Annotated in this window: 15 protein-coding genes (1 of these 15 cut by a window edge); 5 read left to right on the top strand and 10 right to left on the bottom strand. The window is 74.3% G+C overall.

The window, feature by feature from the left end:
• The 3 genes from CNX65_RS04460 to CNX65_RS04450 form a co-directional block, all read right to left on the bottom strand.
• Window positions 1–3579 carry the 5' portion of an FkbM family methyltransferase gene (locus CNX65_RS04460; RefSeq protein ID WP_096491631.1) on the bottom strand. 507 nt of this gene lie to the left of the window's left edge, so the window shows 3579 of its 4086 coding nt (coding positions 1–3579); its start codon is at window positions 3577–3579; the stop codon falls past the left edge of the window.
• Window positions 3576–4919 carry a glutamine synthetase family protein gene (locus CNX65_RS04455; protein ID WP_012783531.1) on the bottom strand — a complete coding sequence of 448 codons (1344 nt, stop codon included), beginning with the start codon at window positions 4917–4919 and terminating at the stop codon, window positions 3576–3578. Before CNX65_RS04455 ends, CNX65_RS04460 begins: the two co-directional genes overlap by 4 nt.
• A gap of 244 nt (window positions 4920–5163) precedes the next feature.
• Window positions 5164–6879, bottom strand: coding sequence for an NAD+ synthase (locus CNX65_RS04450; RefSeq protein WP_096491630.1), 1716 nt, complete (start codon window positions 6877–6879; stop codon window positions 5164–5166).
• A gap of 86 nt (window positions 6880–6965) precedes the next feature.
• Here CNX65_RS04450 and CNX65_RS04445 point away from each other — a divergent pair, with 86 nt between their 5' ends.
• Window positions 6966–8531, top strand: coding sequence for an alpha/beta hydrolase (locus CNX65_RS04445; RefSeq protein ID WP_096491629.1), 1566 nt, complete (start codon window positions 6966–6968; stop codon window positions 8529–8531).
• A gap of 49 nt (window positions 8532–8580) precedes the next feature.
• On the opposite strand, the gene lysX is transcribed toward CNX65_RS04445, so the two are convergent.
• A complete protein-coding gene (lysX, locus tag CNX65_RS04440; protein ID WP_096491628.1) occupies window positions 8581–11865 on the bottom strand; it encodes a bifunctional lysylphosphatidylglycerol synthetase/lysine--tRNA ligase LysX in 3285 nt (1094 codons plus the stop codon).
• 31 nt (window positions 11866–11896) lie between these two features.
• Between lysX and CNX65_RS04435 the strand changes: the two genes are divergently transcribed.
• The 3 genes from CNX65_RS04435 to CNX65_RS04425 all read left to right on the top strand — a co-directional run bounded on the left by CNX65_RS04435 (window position 11897) and on the right by CNX65_RS04425 (window position 14708).
• The gene (locus tag CNX65_RS04435) at window positions 11897–12775 is read left to right on the top strand and encodes an alpha/beta hydrolase (protein WP_096491627.1); all 879 of its coding nucleotides are present in this window, start codon (window positions 11897–11899) and stop codon (window positions 12773–12775) included.
• 203 nt (window positions 12776–12978) lie between these two features.
• Window positions 12979–13842, top strand: coding sequence for a 3-methyl-2-oxobutanoate hydroxymethyltransferase (gene panB / locus CNX65_RS04430; RefSeq protein WP_096491626.1), 864 nt, complete (start codon window positions 12979–12981; stop codon window positions 13840–13842).
• Window positions 13843–13964: 122 nt separating this feature from the next.
• Window positions 13965–14708, top strand: a complete 744-nt coding sequence (locus CNX65_RS04425; RefSeq protein WP_096491625.1) for an AAA family ATPase — start codon at window positions 13965–13967, stop codon at window positions 14706–14708.
• Between the two features lie 44 nt (window positions 14709–14752).
• Here the strand turns inward: CNX65_RS04425 and CNX65_RS04420 are convergent, their stop codons facing one another.
• Window positions 14753–16120 carry a LamG domain-containing protein gene (locus CNX65_RS04420; RefSeq protein WP_096491624.1) on the bottom strand — a complete coding sequence of 456 codons (1368 nt, stop codon included), beginning with the start codon at window positions 16118–16120 and terminating at the stop codon, window positions 14753–14755.
• Between the two features lie 102 nt (window positions 16121–16222).
• Between CNX65_RS04420 and pip the strand changes: the two genes are divergently transcribed.
• A complete protein-coding gene (gene pip / locus CNX65_RS04415) occupies window positions 16223–17158 on the top strand; it encodes a prolyl aminopeptidase (protein ID WP_096491623.1) in 936 nt (311 codons plus the stop codon).
• Between the two features lie 4 nt (window positions 17159–17162).
• Here pip and CNX65_RS04410 read toward each other — a convergent pair whose 3' ends face one another.
• The 5 genes from CNX65_RS04410 to CNX65_RS04390 all read right to left on the bottom strand — a co-directional run bounded on the left by CNX65_RS04410 (window position 17163) and on the right by CNX65_RS04390 (window position 20833).
• Window positions 17163–17918 (bottom strand): helical backbone metal receptor, encoded by a 756-nt coding sequence (locus CNX65_RS04410; protein WP_096491622.1) that lies wholly within the window; start codon window positions 17916–17918, stop codon window positions 17163–17165.
• Complete coding sequence (gene npdG, locus CNX65_RS04405) at window positions 17918–18586, bottom strand: NADPH-dependent F420 reductase (protein WP_096491621.1); 669 nt, start codon at window positions 18584–18586, stop codon at window positions 17918–17920. The genes CNX65_RS04410 and npdG overlap by 1 nt, the downstream gene beginning before the upstream one ends.
• An 82-nt stretch (window positions 18587–18668) precedes the next feature.
• On the bottom strand, window positions 18669–18863 hold the full coding sequence (locus CNX65_RS04400) for a hypothetical protein (RefSeq protein ID WP_096491620.1): 195 nt from the start codon (window positions 18861–18863) through the stop codon (window positions 18669–18671).
• A 119-nt stretch (window positions 18864–18982) separates the two neighbouring features.
• On the bottom strand, window positions 18983–19705 hold the full coding sequence (locus tag CNX65_RS36695) for a hypothetical protein (protein WP_232519699.1): 723 nt from the start codon (window positions 19703–19705) through the stop codon (window positions 18983–18985).
• Window positions 19706–19819: 114 nt separating this feature from the next.
• Entirely contained in the window at window positions 19820–20833 is a 1014-nt protein-coding gene (locus CNX65_RS04390; protein WP_096491619.1) for a C40 family peptidase, read from the bottom strand.
• Window position 20834: the final 1 nt, after the last annotated feature.

The following is a 20834-nucleotide window of genomic DNA, read 5'->3' as shown; positions in this document are numbered from 1 at the left end:
GGCGGGCACCACGACGAGCCGGTCGGCGACCCGCTGCGGCAGGTTCACCTGCACGTTGTGCCGCAGCAGCTCCACGGCCGACGGGCACGGCTCCACCGCGACGACGGCGCCGGTCGTGCCCATCCGGCTGAGCATCCGCACGGTCTGGTAGCCGGCGTACGCGCCGACGTCCAGGAAGATCCCGTCCGGCTCGACCACCGAGTCGATCAGCTCGGACAGCTCCGCCTCCCACGTCCCGTTGCTGGACAGGAACGGGAGCATGAACGCGTCGTCGGCGGGCAGCCGGAGCAGCCCGACCTCGGTCAGCACCAGCGAGCTGCGCACGGACGGCGCGGACGCCGAGTGCCGCTCGTGCTCGCGCACCACGACCCGGCGCAGCGCGTCGGCCGTGGCCTGGGCCTGGGCGGCGGCGCGCACCCCGGCGTCGAGCCGGTGGTCGCGGTCGCGCAGCACGTCGACCACCCTGGACTCCAGGCGGTCGATCCGGTCGAGGGTGCGCTCCAGCGCGACGGCGAGCTTGTCGATGCGCTGCGCGGTGGCCTCGCCCTGCTTGGCGCGCTTGGCCGCCTCGGCGACCAGGGCGTCCTCGATGTCGCGCAGCCTCCTGCCCTGCCCGGCCATGTCGGCGCGCACGCGCACGACCGAGTCGTCGAGCGCGATCAGCTGGTCGGAGTGCTCGCCCTGGCGCTCGGCCTGCTGCTCCACCTCGGAGCGCAGCACCTCCAGCTCGCCGAGGCCGATGCCGGTGGTGACCTCGTCCTGCCTGCGGACCAGCTCGGCCACGGTGCGCTCGACGCCGTCGACCATGCCGCCGAGGACGTCGCGCATGTGGTTGTCGTGGTGGTCGAGCACGCGCAGCACGACCTTGCGCAGCTGCGGGGCCATCGGGATGCGGCTGGCGACGCTGACGTCCGGCTCGCGCAGCAGGGCGTGCTTGGCGGTCTGGAGCACCTGGAGCGGGTCGGCGACGGGCGCGGGCTTCGCGGCGGCGCGGCGGGCGCGCCACCCCCGGTAGGCGTGCTCGACGCGCTCGCGCAGCACCTCGGCGACCTGGGCGGTGGAGCGGGTGGCGCGCACGTGCTCGCGCCCGGCGGCTCCTATCGCGGCGACCGCCTCGGGCTCGTCGGCGATCGCGCGCAGCAGCTTTACGGCCGCGTCGGCGTCCGGTTCGACGCCCTGGCGGCACGGCACGAACAGCGCGGTGGCCTTGTCGAACAGCTCGGGGACGGCCCCGTGCCGCGCGGTCATGACGGGGGTGCCGGTGGCGGCGACGTCCGCCAGCGCGGCGGCGATGCGGTCGTCGGCCCCGCCCCGGTGCAGCGAGACGAGGCAGTCCACGGGCCGGAAGTCGTCGGCCAGCTCGACGCGCGGGTCGGTGGCGGTGGCCAGGCGCAGCCGCTCGGCGGCCTCCGGGTGCTCGTCGGCCCCGGTGACGGTGATGCGCAGGCGCACGTCGTCGCGGTCGGGGAAGGCGGCGAGGAACGCGGCGACGACGCCGAGGACGTTGCCGGAGCGGTCGATCGAGTGGTCCGCGAGCGCGCCGAGGAGCAGGCCCTCGTGCGGTTCGGGCGTGGCCGCCTCGACCTCGGCCGTGGGCAGCGGGAGGACGCGCACGACCGGTCCGCCCGCGCGCTCGACGGCGGCGCGGGTGGCCTCGGAGGGCGTCCACAGCTCGGTGGCGTCGAGCGCCTGGGGCGGCTGGTCGGACGCGAGGTAGTCGACCAGGAAGCGGTCGGCGGGCACGGGCTCGTCGCCGACCCGCAGCACGACCGGGTAGCCGTCGCCGGTGGGCAGGCCGGAGGCCTTGGCGGCGGCGCGGAGCAGGTCGGCGGCCGGGTCGTCGCCGAGGACGGTGACGCCGAGCTGGTCGATCAGGGCGGGGGTCCCGGCGCGGGGGCCGGGCACGGCGGGGACGGGGAGCCTGCCGGAGGCGACGCCGGTGGTGGCGCACCAGTCGCGGAAGGCGGCGCTGTCCTCGCCGAACGGGTCGGGGAACTCGTGGCGCAGGGCGAGGTCGCCCTGCCAGAGGGCGACGGACCAGCGGGTGCTGCCGTGCAGGCCGCGGACGGGTTCGCAGGCCCAGGCCAGGAACGCGGCTCCCCGGTCGTCGCCGAACGCGGGGGGCGGGGTGTGCGGGCGGTCTGCGTCGTCGGCGGCGGCGGCCGGGTCGGTGGACGCGGCGGGCTTCGGGACGGCGGGGGCCGAGGGGGCGGGCTCCGGGGCGTCGTCGGCCTCGGGCCGCTCGGCGGGCGCGGCGCCTTCGAGCGCGCCGCGTTCGGGCGCACTGCCTTCGGGCGCGGTGGCTTCAGGCGCACTGCCTTCGGGCGCGCTGCCGCCGGAGGCGACGGTGAGATCGGCGCCGGTCGGCGCGTCGGTGTCCGGGGCTGCGGGGACGTCGCCCGCCGAGGCGTCGGCCGACTCCCCCGGTCCGCCCTGCGCCGACCCGCCCTGCGGCGCAGCGGGTTCCGGCTGCCCGTCGGCCAGGTCCGGGGCGCCGTCGAGCAGGAGTTCCTGCGGTGGCACCGGGATCGGCCTCGGGGCGCCGAACGGGCCGTGCGGCGTGCCCGTGCGGGACGCGGCGCGGTAGTCGGCGCGCAGGCGGTCCGGGATCGGGGTGCCGTCCGCGAGCTGGCCGAAGCCGTACGGGACGCGCTGGGCGGTGTGGCCGGCGCGGACCAGGTCGGCGCGGTAGGCGGCGCACAGGTCGGCGAGCAGCGGGTGCTCGGACAGCAGGACCCTGGGGCGGTCGGCGAAGCGGGCCGACAGCAGCCACGGGCGGTTCGGGTCGAAGCCCGCGAAGTGGACCGTGCGCAGCGGCTCGCCCATGACGCTGAGCGCGCCGTCGTCGAGCCGGTGCACGGGGCGCTGGGCGGCGTTCCACGCGGACAGGCCGATGGTGGCGTCGCGCAGCACGTGCACCTTGACCAGCGCGGGCGCCATGTCCAGCACGGCCTTGGTCGCGTCGGGGGTGCGGCGCAGCTGCTCGGCGAGGGTGCGCAGGAACGGCTCGGCTCCGGGCGCGACGACCAGGAAGCCGGGGTCGAACACGCCGGTGCGCAGCAGCTCGGTCGGGGTGGGGCGCAGGCCGTCGTCGGGCAGCGGGCGCAGCGACCGGGGCAGCAGGACCAGCGGGCCCTGCTCGACGGCGGCGAGCACCTGCTCGGTGACGGGCGCGAGGACCCGCACCCACGGGTCCAGGCACAGCACCGGGACGCCCTGGCCGAGCAGCTGCTCCAGCAGCAGCGGCCGGAGCACGCCGCACAGCTCGGCGGCGGTGCAGCCGGTGGCGAGCACCGCCAGCTCCTCGGCGGTGACGCCGAGGTCGGCCGGGGTGACCAGGCCGGGGCCCGAGGTGCCCGGCGCGGCGTCGACCACCAGCGCCAGGAACCTGGCCTCCGGGTGGTGGGCCAGGAACGAGCCGGACAGCGCCTTCACCGCGGGCAGCTCGGCGGCGGTCGCCACCGTGCACCCGATGAGGGCGGGCGCGGTCTCCGGGTTCGAGGGGAACTCGGTCGCGGTGTACGAGCCCAGCTTCGGGGAGTGCCCGGTGTGGACCACCCGCACGGGTCGCCGCTTCACAGGACCGGCAGCAGGGTTCGCAGCTCGTAAGGGGTCACGCTGCGGCGGTAGGAGTCCCACTCGTTCCTCTTGTTGCGCAGGAAGAAGTCGTACACGTGCTCGCCGAGGACCTCGGGGAGCAGCTCGGAGTTCTCCATCTCGGTGAGTGCCTCCCCCAGGTTCTGCGGGAGGTTGGCGTAGCCCGCGGCGCGGCGCTCGCGGTCGGTCAGCGACCACACGTCGTCCTCGGCGGGGGGCGGCAGCTCGTAGCCCTTCTCGACGCCCTTGAGCCCGGCGGCGAGGATGACGGCGAACGCCAGGTACGGGTTGGCGGCCGAGTCCGGGGTGCGGACCTCGACGCGGCGCGAGCTGGCCTTGCCCTTGGAGTACATGGGCACGCGGACCAGGGCGGAGCGGTTGGCGTGGCCCCAGCAGACGGCGGTCGGGGCCTCGCCGCCGACGATGAGCCGCTTGTAGGAGTTGACCCACTGGTTGGTGACGCCGGTGATCTCGCGGGCGTGCTTGAGCAGGCCCGCGACGAACGCCTTGCCGGTGTCGGAGAGCTGGTAGGGGTCCTCGGCGTCGTAGAACGCGTTGCGGTCGCCCTCGAACAGGCTCACGTGGGTGTGCATCCCGGAGCCGGGCTGCTCGGAGAACGGCTTGGGCATGAAGGAGGCGCGCACGCCCTGCGTGATCGCGACCTCCTTGATCAGGTACCGGAAGGTCATGATGTTGTCGGCCATGGTGAGGGCGTCGGCGTAGCGCAGGTCGATCTCCTGCTGGCCGGGCGCGCCCTCGTGGTGGCTGAACTCCACGGAGATGCCCATCGCCTCCAGCGCCTCGATGGCGTGGCGGCGGAAGTGGGTGGCGGTCTCGTGGCTGGTCTGGTCGAAGAAGCCGCCGTTGTCGGCCGGGACGGGTTCGAGGCCGTTGCCGTTGAGCTCCTTCAGCAGGAAGAACTCCATCTCCGGGTGCACGTAGCAGGTGAAGCCCTGCTCGCTGGCGCGCGCGAGGGTGCGGCGCAGCACGTGCCTCGGGTCGGCCCAGGAGGGGGCGCCGTCGGGCATGGAGATGTCGCAGAACATCCGCGCCGAGTAGTGGTTCTGGTCCGGGGTCTTCCAGGGCAGGACCTGGAAGGTGGCCGGGTCGGGGCGGGCGACCATGTCGGACTCGTAGACCCGCGCGAAGCCCTCGATGGCGGAGCCGTCGAAGCCGATGCCCTCGCTGAAGGCGCCCTCGAGCTCGGCCGGGGCCACCGCGACGGACTTGAGGAAGCCCAGGACGTCGGTGAACCAGAGCCGGACGAAGCGGATGTCGCGTTCCTCTAGCGTGCGGAGCACGAACTCCTGCTGGCGGTTCATGGGTCGCAGCCTAGGTAAAGCTCGTTGGCGGCGCGTTGCCGGATCGCCCTAACGCGGTTCGCCCTGGGCGGACGGGGCGGGGCGGGGAGGTGGGGGTCCCTGGGCCGAGCGGGTGACGGGGGCGGGGCCCGGCGGGTGATCGCGCTGGTCGGTTCGGTGGAGATCCGCTCTTCCGGGTGGGCCGAGACCCCGCAGCCGGGTGGCTGCGGGGTCTCGGCGGGGTTCGTCCGAACGCGCGGGGCGGTCAGCCCTCGCGCCACCCGTTGGTGATCGGGAGGCGGCGGTCGCGGCCGAACGCCTTGTTGCTGATCTTGGTGCCCGGCGGGTACTGCCTGCGCTTGTACTCGGCCCGGTCGACCATGCGCAGCACCCGGTCGACCAGCTCGGGGGCGAACCCGGAGTCGAGCAGGGCGCGGTAGCCCTTGTCGCCCTCGACGTAGTCGTCCAGCACCGAGTCGAGCAGCTCGTAGTCCGGCAGCGAGTCGGTGTCGACCTGGCCGGGGCGCAGCTCGGCCGACGGGGGCTTGCTGATCGAGTTCTCCGGGATGGGGGGCAGCTCGCCGCGCTTCTCGGCCTCGGCGTTGCGCCAGCGGGCGAGGTCCCACACCAGGGTCTTGAGGACGTCCTTGATGGGGGCGAAGCCGCCGACGGCGTCGCCGTAGATGGTCGAGTAGCCCACGGCGAGCTCGGTCTTGTTGCCGGTGGCCAGGACCAGGTGGCCGTGCTGGTTGGACAGGCCCATGAGCGTCATGCCGCGGCAGCGGGCCTGGACGTTCTCCTCGGCGAGGCCGGTGAGGCCCAGCTGGTCGACGAAGGCCGCCACCATCGTGGGGATCGGCTGCTCCGAGTAGTGCAGGCCGGTGCGCTGGGCCAGGTCCTCGGCGTCCGAGCGGGAGTGGTCGGACGAGTAGACCGAGGGCATGGAGACGCCGTGCACCGAGTCCGCGCCGAGGGCGTCGACGGCGAGCGAGGCGACGACGGCGGAGTCGATGCCGCCGGACAGGCCGAGCACGACGGAGCGGAAGCCGTTCTTGTGCACGTAGTCGCGCAGGCCGGTGACGAGGGCGTGCCACACCTCGGCCTCGTCGGGCAGCGGCTCGGCGGAGGCCGGGACGGGCAGCGGCTCGTAGCGCGGCAGCGGCTCGTCCGAGATCACCTTGCGGGTGACGTGGAAGCCCGCGACGTCACCCTCGGTGCGCGCGGCGCCGCCGGGCAGGTCCAGGTCGAGGACCACGAGGTGCTCGACGAACTGGGGGGCGCGGGTGAGCAGGGAGCCGTCGGCGCCGACCACCATCGTGTCGCCGTCGAAGACCAGCTCGTCCTGCCCGCCGACGAGGTTGACGTAGGCCAGCGGCGCGCCCGCCTCGGCGGCGCGGCGGGCCACCAGCGGCAGCCGGACGTCGTCCTTCTTGCGCTCGTACGGGGAGGCGTTGGGCGAGACGACCAGGTCGACCCCGGCCTGGCCGAGGGCGGCGACGGGGCCGCCGTCCTGCCAGAGGTCCTCGCAGATCACCAGGCCGACCTCGACGCCGTGCAGCCGCACGACCTCCAGCGCGTCGCCGCGCCGGAAGTAGCGGCGCTCGTCGAAGACGCCGTAGTTGGGCAGGTGGTGCTTGTGCTGGCGGGCGACCACCTGTCCGCCGTGCAGCACGGCGGCCGAGTTGCGCTTGCCCCGCTCGTCGCCGTCCAGGTAGCCGGCGAACACGGCGACGTCGCCGAGGCCCTCGCGGTCGAGGGTGGCGGCGAGGTCGGTCAGCGCGGCCTTGGAGGCCGAGGTGAACGACTCGCGCAGGACGAGGTCCTCCACCGGGTAGCCGGTGAGGACCATCTCGGGGAACACGACCAGGTGAGCGCCGGCCTCGACGGCCTTGCGGGTCCAGTCGACGACGAGGGCGGAGTTGCCCGCCAGGTCGCCGACGCAGGCGTTGACCTGGGCCAGTGCGAGTCGGAGCTGCGGCATGGGGACATCCTCTCCCACGGAGGGGGTCGGCGGCGCGCGTTGTGTCCGAGGCGTCACCACCCGCCGGGCGCACCTACCATCGGTGCGTGCGCCGTTCCTCTCCGCTGCTCCTGGTCCTGCTCGCGCTGACCGCCTGCACCTCGGTGGTCACCGGTGATCCGAGTCCGGGGGTGCGGCTGGAGAAGCGCGGCCCTGCGGGGGCGGTGCCGCAGGGGCTGGAGCGGTTCTACGGCCAGGAGATCGGCTGGGGCGGCTGCTCGGCGTACGCGGACAGCACGACCACGCGGGCGCTGTACCGGGACCGGCCGAGCCTGGAGTGCGCGCGGGTCGAGGTGCCGCTGGACTACGCGGCGCCCGAGGGGGGGACGATCCGGATCGGGGTGCTGCGCAGGCCCGCCACCGGTGACCGCATCGGGTCGCTGCTGCTCAACCCCGGCGGTCCCGGCGCGTCCGGCATGGAGGCGGCGGTGTCGCTGGTGCCGCAGGTGCTGACCTCGGAGATCGGCGCGCGCTTCGACCTGGTCGGGTTCGACCCGCGCGGGGTGGGGGCGAGCGAGCCGAGGGTGCGCTGCCTGAGCGACGCCGAGCGGGACGAGGAGCGGCTCGACGTGGACGTCGACGCCTCGCCCGAGGGGGTGGCGGAGACCGAGCGGGAGAACCAGGAGTACGCCCGCAAGTGCGCGGAGAGCACCAGCGCGGAGTTCCTGGCGAACCTGGGGACGCGCGACGTGGTGAAGGACCTGGACGTGCTGCGGTCCGCGCTGGGCGACGAGAAGCTGAGCTACGTCGGGTACTCGTACGGCACGCACATCGGCGCGGTGTACGCCGAGGCGTTCCCGGCGAACGTGCGGGCGATGGTGCTGGACGGGGCGGTCGACCCGGCGCAGGACGAGGGCGACTCGCTGGTGGCGCAGGGCGCCGGGTTCCAGCAGGCGTTCGAGGAGTTCGCGGCGTGGTGCGCGAAGCGGCCGGACTGCGCGCTGGGGACCGACCCGGCGAAGGCCGCCGAGGCGTTCCAGGGCCTGACCCGGCCGCTGGTCGAGAACCCGGTGGCCGTGCAGGGCCGGAAGCTGTCGTACAACGACTCGATCACCGGCGTGGTGCAGGCGCTGTACTCCTCGCAGCTGTGGGAGCCGCTGAACACCGGGCTGACCGAGCTGAGGGCGGGGCAGGGGCAGACGTTGCTGCTGCTCGCGGACACCTACTACGGGCGGGACGCGGACGGGAAGTACTCGGCGATCACGGACGCGTTCACCGCGATCCAGTGCGTCGACTCACCGCGCGACACCGACCGGGCCAAGCTCGCCGAGGTGGCGCGGCGGTACCGCGAGGCCGCGCCGTTCCTGGACGACGGCGCCCCGCCGGTGGGCGTGCTGGACGCGTGCGCGTTCTGGCCGGTGCCGGTGACGGCGGCGCCGACGCTGACCGCGAGGCCCGTCGGGCTGCCCCCGGTGCTGGTGATCTCCACGACCGGCGACCCGGCGACCCCGTACGACGCGGGGGTGAGCCTGGCACGGGCGCTGGGCGGCGCGCTGCTGACCTACGAGGGCGAGCAGCACACCGTGTACCTGCAGGGCGTGGAGTGCGTGGACGCGATCGGCACCGCCTACCTGGTCGGTCTGGCGACGCCGCAGGCGGGCGCGCGCTGCTAGCGGCGGCGCGCGCCGGTCCCGGCCCGCTCCCCTGGCTCGGGTCCTCGGCTCACGCCTTGGGCTCGGGCCGGACGAACGGGAACAGGACCGTCTGCCGGATGCTCGTCCCGGTGAGCATCATCAGCAGGCGGTCCACGCCGAGGCCGAGGCCGCCGGTGGGGGCCATGCCGTGCTCCAGCGCGGTCAGGAAGTCCTCGTCCAGCTCCATCGCCTCGACGTCGCCGCTGGCGGCCTTGAGCGACTGCGCCTCCAGCCTGCGGCGCTGCTCGACCGGGTCGGTCAGCTCGGAGTAGGCGGTGCCGACCTCCGCGCCGAACGCGACCAGGTCCCAGCGCTCGGCCAGCCGGGGGTCGGCGCGGTGCTCCCTGGTCAGCGGGGACACCGAGGTGGGGAAGTCGGTGTAGAAGGTCGGGGCGGTCGTGGCGGGCTCCACGAGGTGGTCGTAGGCGCGCAGCACCAGCGTCCCGTGGTCGGCCTCCAGGTCCTGCGGCAGCGGCACGCCCCCGGCGACCAGCGCGGCGCGCAGCTCCTCCAGCGGCAGGTCGGGGCCGACCTCGACGCCCAGCGCGGTGGACACGGCCTCGTGCACCGGGACCACCGGCCACCGGCCCGAGATGTCGACCTCCACGCCGTCGCGGACCGCGACCTGCCTGCCGTGCGCGGCCACCGCGGCGTGCTGCACCAGCTCCCGCACCAGGTCCAGCATCACCCGGTAGTCGGCGTACGCCTGGTACGCCTCCAGCATGGTGAACTCCGGGTTGTGGGTGGCGTCGGCGCCCTCGTTGCGGAAGTTCCGGTTCAGCTCGAACACCCGGTCCACGCCCGCCACGCACAGCCGCTTCAGGTACAGCTCGGGCGCGATCCGCAGGTACATGCGGGTGTCGTAGGCGTTGATGTGGGTGATGAACGGCCGCGCGTTGGCCCCGCCGTGCACGGTCTGGAGCATCGGGGTCTCGACCTCCAGGTAGCCCCGGTCGTGCAGGAAGTCCCGGACGGCGCGCACGACGGCGCTGCGGGTGCGCAGCATCGCGGCCGAGTCGGGGTTGACCGCCAGGTCCAGGTAGCGCTTGCGGACCCGCGCCTCCGGGTCGGCCAGGCCCGCGCGGCGGTCGGGCAGCGGGTGCAGGCACTTGGCGGTGATCGCCCAGTCGGCGACCAGCACGGACAGCTCGCCGCGCCGGGAGCGCACGACCTCGCCGCGCGCGCCGACGTGGTCGCCGAGGTCGACGCCGGACTTCCACAGGCGCAGGTCCTCGGTGGTGGCGGCGTCCAGCATGATCTGCACCTCGCCGGTCCAGTCGCGGACGCGGGCGAAGCACAGGCCGCCCAGCTCGCGCAGCGCCACGACCCGGCCGGTGATCGCGACGACCTGCCCGAACCGGGACCCGACCTCGGCGACCGGGCAGTCGCGGTCGTAGCCGACGGGGTACGGGTCGCGGCCCGCGGCGCGCAGCAGGTCGAGCTTGGCCATGCGGACCCTGACCTGCTCGGGGCGGCGGGCGCGGGCCGGTTCGGGGCGGGTGGCCTCGATCTCGCGGACGGCGTCGGCGAACCAGCGCCCGGACGTGGTGGCCCCGCCCAGGCCCCGGCGGCGGGACCCGCGCTTGAGCAGCGAGCGCAGGTTCGGCACGAAGCCCTCGGCGACGCCCGCCGCGATGCTCACCCTGGGCAGGCTCCGCACGCTCGAGTAGCAGAGGTAGCGGGGCTGCCAGTCGGGGCCGTACTTGGCGTTGGAGCGGTACAGGGACTCCAGCTGCAGGAAGCGGGAGGCCAGGCCGAGGACGCCGCGCCAGGCCCGCAGCACCGGTCCGGCGCCGAGCTTCTCGCCCTCCTCGAACACCGCGCGGAACATGGCGAAGTTCAGCGACACCCGCTGCACGCCCAGCCGTCCGGCGGCGGCGACCAGCTCGGCGACCATGAACTCGTTGAGCCCGTTCTCCGCGGTCCGGTCGCGCCGCATCAGGTCCAGGGACAGCCCGCGCCTGCCCCACGGCACGAACGAGAGCAGCCCGCGCAGCGCGCCGTCCGCGTCGTAGGCCTCGACCATCGCGCACCGGCCGTCGGCCTCGTCGCCGAGCCTGCCGAGCGCCATGGAGAAACCGCGCTCGGTCTGCGCGCCGCGCCACCGCTGGGCCAGGTCGAGCAGCCCGGCCATCTCGTCGGCGGGGATCTCGGCGTGCCTGCGCACCCGCGCGGTGTAGCCGGCGCGCTCGACCCGGCTGACCGCCTGCCTGACCGCGCGCCGCTCCGGTCCGGCGAGGCTGAACTCGCGCACGTCCAGCACGGCCTCGTCGCCGATCTCCAGCGCCTTGAGGCCCTCGGCCGCGTAGGCGCGGGCGCCGCGCTCGCTGGCCCCGAGGACGCCCGCGCGCCAGCCGTACCGGCGGGCCTCGTCGAGCCAGGCCCGCACCGCCTGCCGCCAGGAGTCCTCGTCGCCGACCGGGTCGCCGCTGGCCAGGGTGGTGCCCGCGAGCACCCGGTAGGTCAGCGCGGCGCGGCCGTCCGGGGAGAGCACGGCGCTCTTGTCGCGGCGGGTGGCGAAGTAGCCGAGCGAGTCCGGCTCGCCGTGGGCGGCCAGCAGGCGGCGCAGGGTGAGCTCCTCGTCGACGTTGATCCACCGGCTGGAGCGCTCGCCCCGGAAGAACAGGTACAGGGCGAAGATCGCGACGAGCGTGCCGGTGACGCCCAGCAGGACGCTCAGCCAGGCCGGTCCCTCGCCGGACAGGGCGCGGCGCAGCGGCACGACCTCGCCGGAGACCTGGTTGGCCGCCCAGACGAGCATCTCGCCCTGGTCGCGGAGGGTGCCGGGGAAGACCTCGGTGAGCAGGAACCCGGCGGTCGCGGCGGCGGCGAGGCCGACGGTGAACGCGGCCAGCGCCTTGCGCCAGGCGCCGGGGGCCAGCTCGGCGGGGAACGCCTCCCGGATCGCCAGCAGGAAGGCGATGATGACCAGGGCGGTCAGGACGCCGCCGCCCAGGAAGCCGAGCGCGCGCCGCCAGTCCACCTGCTCCCCCGACGCCAGCACGTCGGGGGCGACGGCGAGCAGGAGCAGCACGGTCAGGTCCCAGAGGAGGCCGAGCGCCTCGATGAGCAGCAGCGCCCACAGGGCGGCGCGCTTGCGGGCGCGCAGCGCCGCGCCGAGGACCACCAGGACCAGGACGATGAACAGGTTCGCCTCGACCGGCAGGCCGAGCGCGTAGCCGGAGAAGAAGATGACGTCGCCGAGGGGTGTGCCCTCGGCCCGCAGCAGCAGCACCAGGGAGGCCAGCGCGGAGACCTGCACGACCGTGGCGACGACTCCCGCCGCACGCCACTTCCACCCGGCAACCGCCACGTTCTTCCACTCCCCCGGAGATCTCGGCCACGTGCGAACCACGATCCACACACCGGCAGGCAGGCTGCACCTCCGCGCGCGGGGGTCCGGCCCGGTCGTCGTGCTCAGCTCGGGGCTGGGCGGGGCGTGGTTCGACTGGGACGCCACGGTAGCCCTGCTGGAGCCGCACGTCCGGGTCCTGGTCTTCGACCGGCCGGGGACGGGTGGGAGCGGTCCCGCGCTGCGGGCGCCGTCGGTGGCGCGGGAGGTGGGGGTGCTGGACGCGGTGGTGGGGGCTTCGGGGGTGGGGGCGGCCGGTTCGGGGGCTGGTCCGGTGGCTGCTCCGGGGGCGCGGGTGGTGCTGGTGGGGCACTCGATGGCGGCGCTGCACGTGGAGGCGTGGGCGCGGTTGCGGCCGGGGCGGGTGGCGGGGCTGGTGCTGGTGGACCCCGACCCGGTGGCGCCCGGCGGCGGGCGGCCGTTCGACCCGGCGTCGCTGGTGGCGGGGTGGGCGCTGCGGTCCGGGGCGCACCGGTTGTCGGGGCGGCGGTGGGGGGCGGTGCTGGGGTGGGGCGGGCCGCTGCTGCGCCGGGTGGCGATGGCGGTGACCACGTTCGGGCGACAGGACCGCGCCCCCGGAAGGCTGGTGCGGCGGGTGTACGGGCGGGCGCCGGTGGGTCTGGCGGTGCTGGCGGAGCTGGCGTCGTTCCCCGAGCAGGTGGCGCGGGTGCAGGAGCTGCGGGCGGGGACCGCGCTGCCGGACGTGCCGTTCGAGGTGCTGGCCCCGGCGGCGCGGCCGGAGCTGGCGGCGATCGCGGGGATGTCGGCGCGCGGGCGGCTGGTGGTGGTGCCGGGGAGCAGGCACATGGTGCACGTGGACCGGCCGGACGCGGTGGCGCTCGCGGTGCTGCGGGCGGCGGGGCTGCGGTGAGCCCGTCGGGCGGGTCGTCCGGACGGGTCGTCCGGGGTGCGTTCCGGGGCCGTCCGGCGCGGCGTTCGGGGGTTGCGCGAAGCGTGTGAGGCTACTCGCACGGGGTGACGCCGGGGTGGTGGCGGTGCGACCCTGGAGGGGTGCACCGTGCACCAAGGCCCGGAGACCCGCTGGAGCGGGCTTCGAGGGAAGGACGGTCGACGATGACCTCGAGCGCTGAGGTTCCCGCGCCCTACGGGACCGGGGCCGGTGGGCCCGCCGGTCCACCCGCCAAGCGGGTCCGCATCCACCACCTGCAGGAGTTGAAGGACCGCGGCGAGCCGTGGCCCATGCTCACCTCGTACGACATGTACACCGCCGAGCTGTTCGACGAGGCGGGCATCCCGGTCCTGCTGGTCGGGGACTCGGCGTCCAACAACGTCTACGGCTACGAGTCCTCCATCCCGGTGACCGTGGACGAGCTGCTGCCGCTCGTCCGGGGGGTCACCCGAGCGGTGAAGCGCTCACTCGTCGTGGCCGACCTGCCGTTCGGCTCCTACCAGGTGTCGGTGGAGCAGGCCGTGGCGACGGCGGTCCGGTTCATGAAGGAGGGCCGGGCGCACGCGGTGAAACTGGAGGGCGGGCGCGCGTTCGCGCCGCACATCCGGGCCATCGTGGACGCCGGCATCCCCGTCATGGCCCACATCGGGTTCACCCCCCAGCACGAGCACCAACTCGGCGGGTTCCGCGTGCAGGGCCGCAACGAGGCCTTCGACGCCGTCGTCGCCGACGCCCACGCCGTGCAGCAGGCCGGGGCGTTCTCCGTGGTGCTGGAGATGGTCACCTCCGAGGTCGCCAAGAAGATCACCCACGAACTGCGCATCCCCACCGTCGGCATCGGCGCCGGACCCGACACCGACGCCCAGGTGCTGGTGTGGCAGGACATGATGGGCCTGCGCCGCGGCAAGGGACCCCGGTTCGTCAAGCGCTACGCCGACCTCGCCGGAATCATGGGCGACGCCGCCCGCGAGTACGCCGCCGAAGTGCGCGGACACCGGTTCCCCGGACCCGAGCACTCGTTCCACTGAGGACTTGAGCGACTGAGCACGTGAACGACTGACGACCGGTGGCCGCCCGCTCCCCCTCGGGGTGGGCGGCCACCGGCGTTCCACGGGGTCGGGCCCCCTGACTACGACCAGCAGGAGCACGCGTGTTCGTCAGCCGGGCCTACGTGCCGGAGTCCCTGCGCCCCGACGACCTCGGGGAGTGGCCGCACACGATCCCGGCGGTCGCGGAGGTCGTCGAGCGCGGGCTGGAGTTCACCAGTCCCGTGACGTTCCTGGTGGGGGACAACGGGTCCGGGAAGTCGACGTTGGTCGAGGCCATCGCCGAGGGGTTCGGGTTGGACGCGCGCGGTGGGCGGGCGGCCCGGAAGTTCCACGACCCCGACGCGGTCAAGACCGACCTGGGCCAGGTGCTGCGCCTGGAGACCACCGCGAGGGGCGCCCGGATGCTGGCCGGACCGAGGCTGCGCAAGAAGGGGTTCTTCCTGCGCGCGGAGACCGCGTTCAGCATGACCGAGAACCTCGGCGGCGTCCCCGGTCACTGGGACGAGGACACCGCCGAGATGAGCCACGGCGAGGGGTTCCTGGCCGTCTTCCGGTCGATGTTCCGCGATCCCGGCTTCTACGTGATGGACGAGCCGGAGTCGGCGCTGTCGTTCACCGCCTGCCTGCAACTGGTCGCGCTGATGCACGACCTCGGCGAGTCCGGGGCGCAGGTGGTCTGCGCGACGCACTCGCCGATCCTGGCGGCGACGCCGGGCGCGGACATCATCGAGGTCGGGGAGCACGGGCTGCGGCGGGCGCGGTGGGCCGACCTGGAACTGGTCACGAGCTGGCGGCGGTACCTCGAGCACCCCGACGCCTACCTGCGGCACCTCGTCGGGGAGTGACGACCGGTGGCCGCCATCCGAGGGGAGGCGGCCACCGGGGGTTCTCAGCTGTGAAAGGTGCTGTTCTGGACCAGGCGCAGCTCGCCGAGGGAGGCCGCCCCGGAGAAGACCCGGACGTCGTCCAGGTCGCCCTTCCAGCCCTCCCCCGCGATCAGCGAGGCAGCCGTGGTCGCGGTGGGCGTCCACGGGGCGCTGTTCTGCTTGACGCCGTCCACGTACAGGGTGACCGTGCCGGTCTTGTGGTCGTGGACCGCAGCCAGGAACGCCCACCTGTTCGCGCTGGTCGGGTTGAAGGCGGTGGCCGTGCCTCCCGTGCCGGTGGCGAACCACTTCCTGCTGGACGCCTGGTAGCCCAGGGACGCCAACGGGGCGCTCGGGTCGCCGAGCACGACGACCGCGCGGTCGGCGGTCAGGTCGGACGGGCGCGCCCAGGCCGTGACCGTGAACGGCTGATCGGCGCGCGGGCCGGTCGTGGGGGCGGTGATGGCGGCCATGCCGTCGAGGCTCAGGAAGCGCTTGGTGTCGGTCCTGCCGGGGACCCTGGTGGCACCGGCAGGCAGGGTGGTGGTCGTCCCGGTGATCGAGTCGGCGGTGGTGGCGCCCTCGGTCTCGTTGAAGCCGTAGCGGTGCAGCTCGGTCAGCGGGAACTCGGGCACCTGGGGCTGCGGCGGGGTGACGTCGAACCGGTAGCTGGTGATCGGGGAGACGTTGCCCGCGCGGTCCTCCGCCTGCACGACCAGCAGGTTGGCGCCGACCCGCATCGGGAGGGTGGTCAGGGTCGCCGTGCCGTCCTGGGCGGCGGGGACGGTGTGGATCGGATCGGAGCCGAAGCCCCACGCGTACGCCACCGGCAGTTCGGGGCCTCCCGGTCGGAAGGTGAACGTGCCCGGCACGTCCGGGCCGCCGTGGTCGCCGGTCTCCGGGTAGTCGGTGGACGACACCAGCGGGGCGTCCGGCTTGACGCTGTCCACCTCGAGCTCGCAGGGCGAGGACCACTCGCCGCCCGTCGTGCGGACCCGCCAGGTGTAGAAGCCGCCGTGGGACAGCAAGCCCTGGGGGACGCGGAGGTACGAGTACCAGCCCGCAGGGACGGAGTGCTCGGTGAGCACAGCGGGTTCCCCGGTCGGGGCGTCAGCCGTGCCCGCGTGGAGGGCGTACTCGAAGGTGGTCACCCCTTCCCCGTGGGCTTTGGCGCGCAAGACGGGGGTCTGGGTGGAGACGACGGACCGGTCCGGGCCCGCGGTGCACGGGAGCGTCAGGTTCAAGTCCGGGCTCAACCCCGCGATGGCCAGGTCGGTCGGCGCGGTGGTGGCGTGGGCGGGTGCGGCTGTCGCCAGCAGGGTCAGCGCGGTGATCAGGGCGGCCAGGGATCTGGGCGCGGTGGTGCTACGGCCGCTGGTGCGCGGTCGCATGGGCGTTCCCCCTTGTGAATTTTGCTCATCTTTCACGCTAGATCCACAGCGCTCATCCGATGAACGGCTGACCGGCGCAATCCCACAGGGCACAGTGGGGGCATGTACCCCGAGATCGAGCCCCACGAGCAGGGCCTGCTGGACGTCGGCGACGGGAACCTCGTGCACTGGGAGGTGAGCGGCAACCCGGACGGCAAGCCCGTCGTGTTCCTGCACGGTGGGCCGGGTGGCGGGTGCTCGCCCGCGCACCGGCGGCTGTTCGACCCCGCCGCCTACCGGATCGTGCTGTTCGACCAGCGCGGGTGCGGGCGGTCGACCCCGCACGCCAGCGAGGACCCCGACCTGTCCGCCAACACGACCTGGCACCTCGTCTCCGACATGGAGAAGCTCCGCGAGCACCTGGGGATCGAGCGGTGGCAGGTGTTCGGGGGCTCCTGGGGGAGCACGCTCTCGCTCGCCTACGCGCAGACCCACCCCGAGCGGGTCACCGAGCTGGTGCTGCGCGGGATCTTCACGGTCCGCGAGAAGGAGCTGGACTGGTACTACGGCGGCGGCGCCGGGATGCTGTTCCCCGAGCTGTGGGAGCAGGTCGCGCGCTGGGCCCCGGACGGGGACGTCATCGGCGCGTACTCGCGGCTGCTGAACGACCCCGACCCCGCCGTGCACGAGGCCCCGGCGATCGCGTGGAGCGTGTGGGAGGGGTCCACGGTCACGCTGCTGGAGCGCGCCGACCTGACCGCCTCGTTCGCCGAGCCCCGGTTCGCGCTCGCGTTCGCCCGCATCGAGAACCACTACTTCGCGCACAACGCCTGGCTGGAGGAGGGGCAGCTCATCCGGGACGCGCACAAGCTCTCCGGCATCCCCGGCGTGATCGTGCAGGGCCGCTACGACATGGCCACCCCGCCGGTCACCGCCTGGGAGCTGCACAAGGCCTGGCCCGGTTCGGAGCTGGTGATGGTCGGGGACGCGGGGCACGCGTTCGACGAGCCCGGCATCCTCAAGGCGCTCGTCGCGGCCACGGACCGGTTCCGGCCCTAGCGGCTCAGCGGTCCAGCACCGGGGCCAGGGCCGCCTCCAGGGGCGCCCTGGCCTCGGCCAGCGCGGGGCCGTACCAGGTCAGGTGGCGGCCGGACACGAACACCGGGACCAGGTCGGGGAACGCCTCCGGCCCGTCGGCCGCGGTGAACTCGTACGGCTCGTCGGGCAGCACGACCACCCGCGCGCCGCACTCCCGCAGCTCCGCCAGCGGCGGGCGGGGGTAGCGGTCGGGGTGGGAGGCGTAGGCGTTCGCCACGCCGAGGCGCGCCAGGACGTCACCCGCGAAGGTGTCCCGGCCCAGCACCACCCACGGCTTGCGCCACACCGGCACCACCGCCGTCACCCCGGCGGGTTCGGCGCGCGACCACAGCTCCTCGGCGCGCACCAGCCACCCCGGCTCCGCCGCCCACACCACCGCGAACAGCCTGCGCAGCGACGCCAGCGCGGCGGGCACGGTCGCCGGGGCCCCGGTCACCCACACCGGCACCCCCGCGGCGCGCAGCGCGGCCACGTCCTCCGGCCGGTTCTCCTCGCTGTTGGCCAGCACCAGGTCCGGGCGCAGCGCCAGCACCCGGTCCACGTCCGGGTACTTCGAGCCGCCTACGCGGGGCACGTCCAGGCCGGGCGGGTGGGTGCAGTAGTCGGTGGCGCCGACCAGCGCGGCCGGGTCGACGGCCTCGGTGAGCGACGGGACCAGGCTGACCACCCGCTCGGGCGGGCGGGGCAGCGGGACCGGCTCGCCGAGGTCGTCGACGGGCATCAGATGTCGGTGATCCGCAGGCCCGCGTGGGCCTTGTAGCGGCGGTTGACCGCGATCAGGTTCGCGGTGAGCGCCTCCACCTGGTGGGCGTTGCGCAGCCTGCCGCCGTACACGCCCCGGAAGCCGGGGACGGCGTCGGCGAGCGCGCGCACCAGGTCGGTGGCCTCGCGGTCGTCGCCGAGCACGAGCACGTCGCACGCCACCTCGGCGAGCGAGAGGTCGGCCAGCTTCACGGCGGACACGTGGTGGAACGCGGCGGTGACCCGCGAGTCCGGCAGCAGCGCCTCGGCCTGCTGCGCGGCGGAGCCCTCGGCGACCGGCAGGGCGAACGGGCCCTGCTTGTCGAAGCCGAGCGGGTTCACGCAGTCCACGACCACCTTGCCCGCGAGCGCCTCGCGCAGCCCGGACAGCAGGTCGGCGTGCCCGTCCCACGGGACCGCGACGAGCACCACGTCCGCCTGCCGCGCGCACGCCTCGTTGTCCGCGCCGCTGACGCCCTCGGCGCCGGTCTCCGCGCGGATCGCCGAGGCGGCTTCCTCGGCCCGCTCGGCGGAGCGGGACCCGATCACGACCTTGAGGCCGGCCTTGGCCCAGCGCAGGGCGAGGCCCTTGCCCTGGGCGCCGGTACCACCGAGCACGCCTACCGTGAGGCCTTCGACACCAGTCACCGGATCATCACATCACAGGTGGGGGGTGGAGGGGTGGACGAGCGCGACGGCGGTGCGGTCGCGCGGGGCGGCGGGCGCCGCGCTAGCCGTTCTTCCACTCGTCCTCGGCCTCGTCGGCCGCGTCGGCGTTCTCCGTGCGCTGCCTGGCGATCTCCAGCGCGCGGTCCGCGGTCGCCCGGTCCGGGTACGGGCCCATGCGGTCCGCGCCCCGGCAGCCGAGGCCCTGCTCGGACGTGCGGTGGGTCAGGCAGTAGTACCAGCCATCAGGGTCAGCCATGCCTTCAAGATCCCACGACGGCCACCGCCGCGCAGATCACCGGCTGACGCGACCGGTGGGGCGCGGCCTGCGGGAGGTCACCGGCCCGGCGTCATCGGCCCGGCGTCATCGGCGGGCCGTCACCAGAAGCGCTTCTTCTTCTTGCGCCCCGGCTCCTCCGGCTGCGGGTGGCCCTGCCCCGGCGCGTGCTGCGGGTGGGGCTGGGCGTAACCGCCCTGCCGGGGCGCCGGGTGGTAGCCGCTGGCCTGCTCCTGCGCCGGGAACCCGCCGGAGCGCGGGCCCACCTGGTTCTGCACCGGGAACCGGTCCGACCTCGGCCCGGTGCGGTCCTGCTGGTCCCGGAAGTCCTGCACCGGCAGCGCCCCCTGGTGCGGGCCGCCGTGGTCCTGGTGCGGCTGCGGGAACCCGCGCGGCGGGGTGGTCTGGTCGGCGACCTCGCGGACCACCGGGTCCAGGCAGGAGACCAGCACGACGTGGTTCTCCGGGTGCTCGATCGGCCTGCCGCCGCGCTCCCGGTAGACCAGCTCGCCCTCCGAGTCGATCTCCATGATCGCGCCGACCTCGGTCAGCTGGTCCTCGTCCAGGTCGACCAGCCGCTCGCGCCGGGACGGCACCACCCGGTACTCCGGCCACCGCAGGTGCCCGTGGGTGCGGTGCAGCTCGGCCAGCAGGTGCGTCATCTGCTGCTGCCACGGCAGCGGCATGGCCTCCATCAGCGACCTGGGGAGCACCGCGTACCCCGCGTCGACCGTGCCGGGCGGGCGCGAGCTCAGGTAGTCCCGCACGGGGTTGCTGGACGCGGGCGGACCGCCTCGGCGCTGGACTGGTTCGGGGGTGAACACGGTGCCTCCCTCAGCACGACGCGGTCGGGTGGGGCGGACGGTCGGGGCGGACGGGCGGGGCGGACGGGCGGTCGGGTGGCGCGGGGACGGCCGGACCGCCCCCGCGCGCCCCGCTCAGACGCCGGGCCGGACGGCCAGCGGCATCAGCTCGTAGTAGTCCCGGTTCAGCTTGCTGATCTTCACCACGTCGCCGGTCTGCGGCGCGTGGATGTACTCCTCGTTGCCCAGGTACATGCCGACGTGGTGCACCGAGACCGGGTCGGACGGGTCGCTGGCCCAGAAGATCAGGTCACCGGCCTTGGCGTCCGCGATCGGCAGGTGCGCGCCGCCGCGCATGTACTGGTCGTTGGCCACGCGCGGGATGGTGACGCCCACGCTGCCGAACGCCTTGACCAGGATGCCGGAGCAGTCCCAGGCGTCCGGGCCGTTGCCGCCCCACAGGTAGGGCTCGCCGAGCTGCTGCTTGGTGAACTCGATCGCGCCACCGGCGGCGCCGGACGCCAGCAGCGCCTTGCCCTCGCCCGTGCCGCAGCCCGCCGGGTCGGGCACGTTGCCCAGCTCGCCGATCAGGAAGGCCGCCATGGCCTCCCAGTTGTGGTAGCGGTCCGGGTAGGCCGAGCGCTCGACCCGCTGGGCGGAGTCGCCGGGGCGGCGCTCCTCCCACTCGGGCACGTTGAGCAGCACGTCGTAGAACTTGTTGACCGCGTAGACCGGGTCCGTCACCTGGGCGGGCGTGCCCCAGCCCATGGAGGGGCGCATCTGGAAGATGCCCAGCGAGTCCCGGTCGCCGTAGTCCAGGCTGCGCAGGCCGGACTCGGTCATGCCCGCCTGGATGGCGACCTGCCAGGCGAGCGCGGGGAGCTTGCGCTCCTGGCCGATGGAGATGATCTTGGCGACGGTGGCGCGCTGCTCGTCGTTCAGCCTGCTGGCGTCGTACTCGCCCTTGCCCGCGCCGTCGGCGGCGTTCCAGGGTCCGATGGCGGCGTTGCAGCTGGAGGCGGCGCGGAGGATGCGGCCGTTCTCGTCGACGGCCGGTGTGGAGTCGTTGATGATCTGCGAAACACCGTTGAACGTCGCGAAGGCGACCACGACGACCGCGACCACGGTCGTCACCGCGACCTTGAGCATC

Source organism: Actinosynnema pretiosum (assembly GCF_002354875.1).
GTDB lineage: Bacteria > Actinomycetota > Actinomycetes > Mycobacteriales > Pseudonocardiaceae > Actinosynnema > Actinosynnema auranticum.
Note: the sequence above shows the minus strand (reverse complement) of the source record. Positions and strands in the feature narration are given on the sequence as shown.

Excerpts from the sequence above, each read along its gene's own strand:
- CNX65_RS04450 (WP_096491630.1), bottom strand. The coding sequence starts at position 6,879 with ATGCCGCAGCTCCGACTCGCACTGGCCCAGGTCAACGCCTGCGTCGGC.
- CNX65_RS04455 (WP_012783531.1), bottom strand. The coding sequence starts at position 4,919 with ATGAACCGCCAGCAGGAGTTCGTGCTCCGCACGCTAGAGGAACGCGAC.
- CNX65_RS04410 (WP_096491622.1), bottom strand. The coding sequence starts at position 17,918 with ATGCCCGTCGACGACCTCGGCGAGCCGGTCCCGCTGCCCCGCCCGCCC.
- CNX65_RS04400 (WP_096491620.1), bottom strand. The coding sequence starts at position 18,863 with ATGGCTGACCCTGATGGCTGGTACTACTGCCTGACCCACCGCACGTCC.
- pip (WP_096491623.1), top strand. The coding sequence starts at position 16,223 with ATGTACCCCGAGATCGAGCCCCACGAGCAGGGCCTGCTGGACGTCGGC.
- CNX65_RS04420 (WP_096491624.1), bottom strand. The coding sequence starts at position 16,120 with ATGCGACCGCGCACCAGCGGCCGTAGCACCACCGCGCCCAGATCCCTG.
- CNX65_RS04390 (WP_096491619.1), bottom strand. The coding sequence starts at position 20,833 with ATGCTCAAGGTCGCGGTGACGACCGTGGTCGCGGTCGTCGTGGTCGCC.
- panB (WP_096491626.1), top strand. The coding sequence starts at position 12,979 with ATGACCTCGAGCGCTGAGGTTCCCGCGCCCTACGGGACCGGGGCCGGT.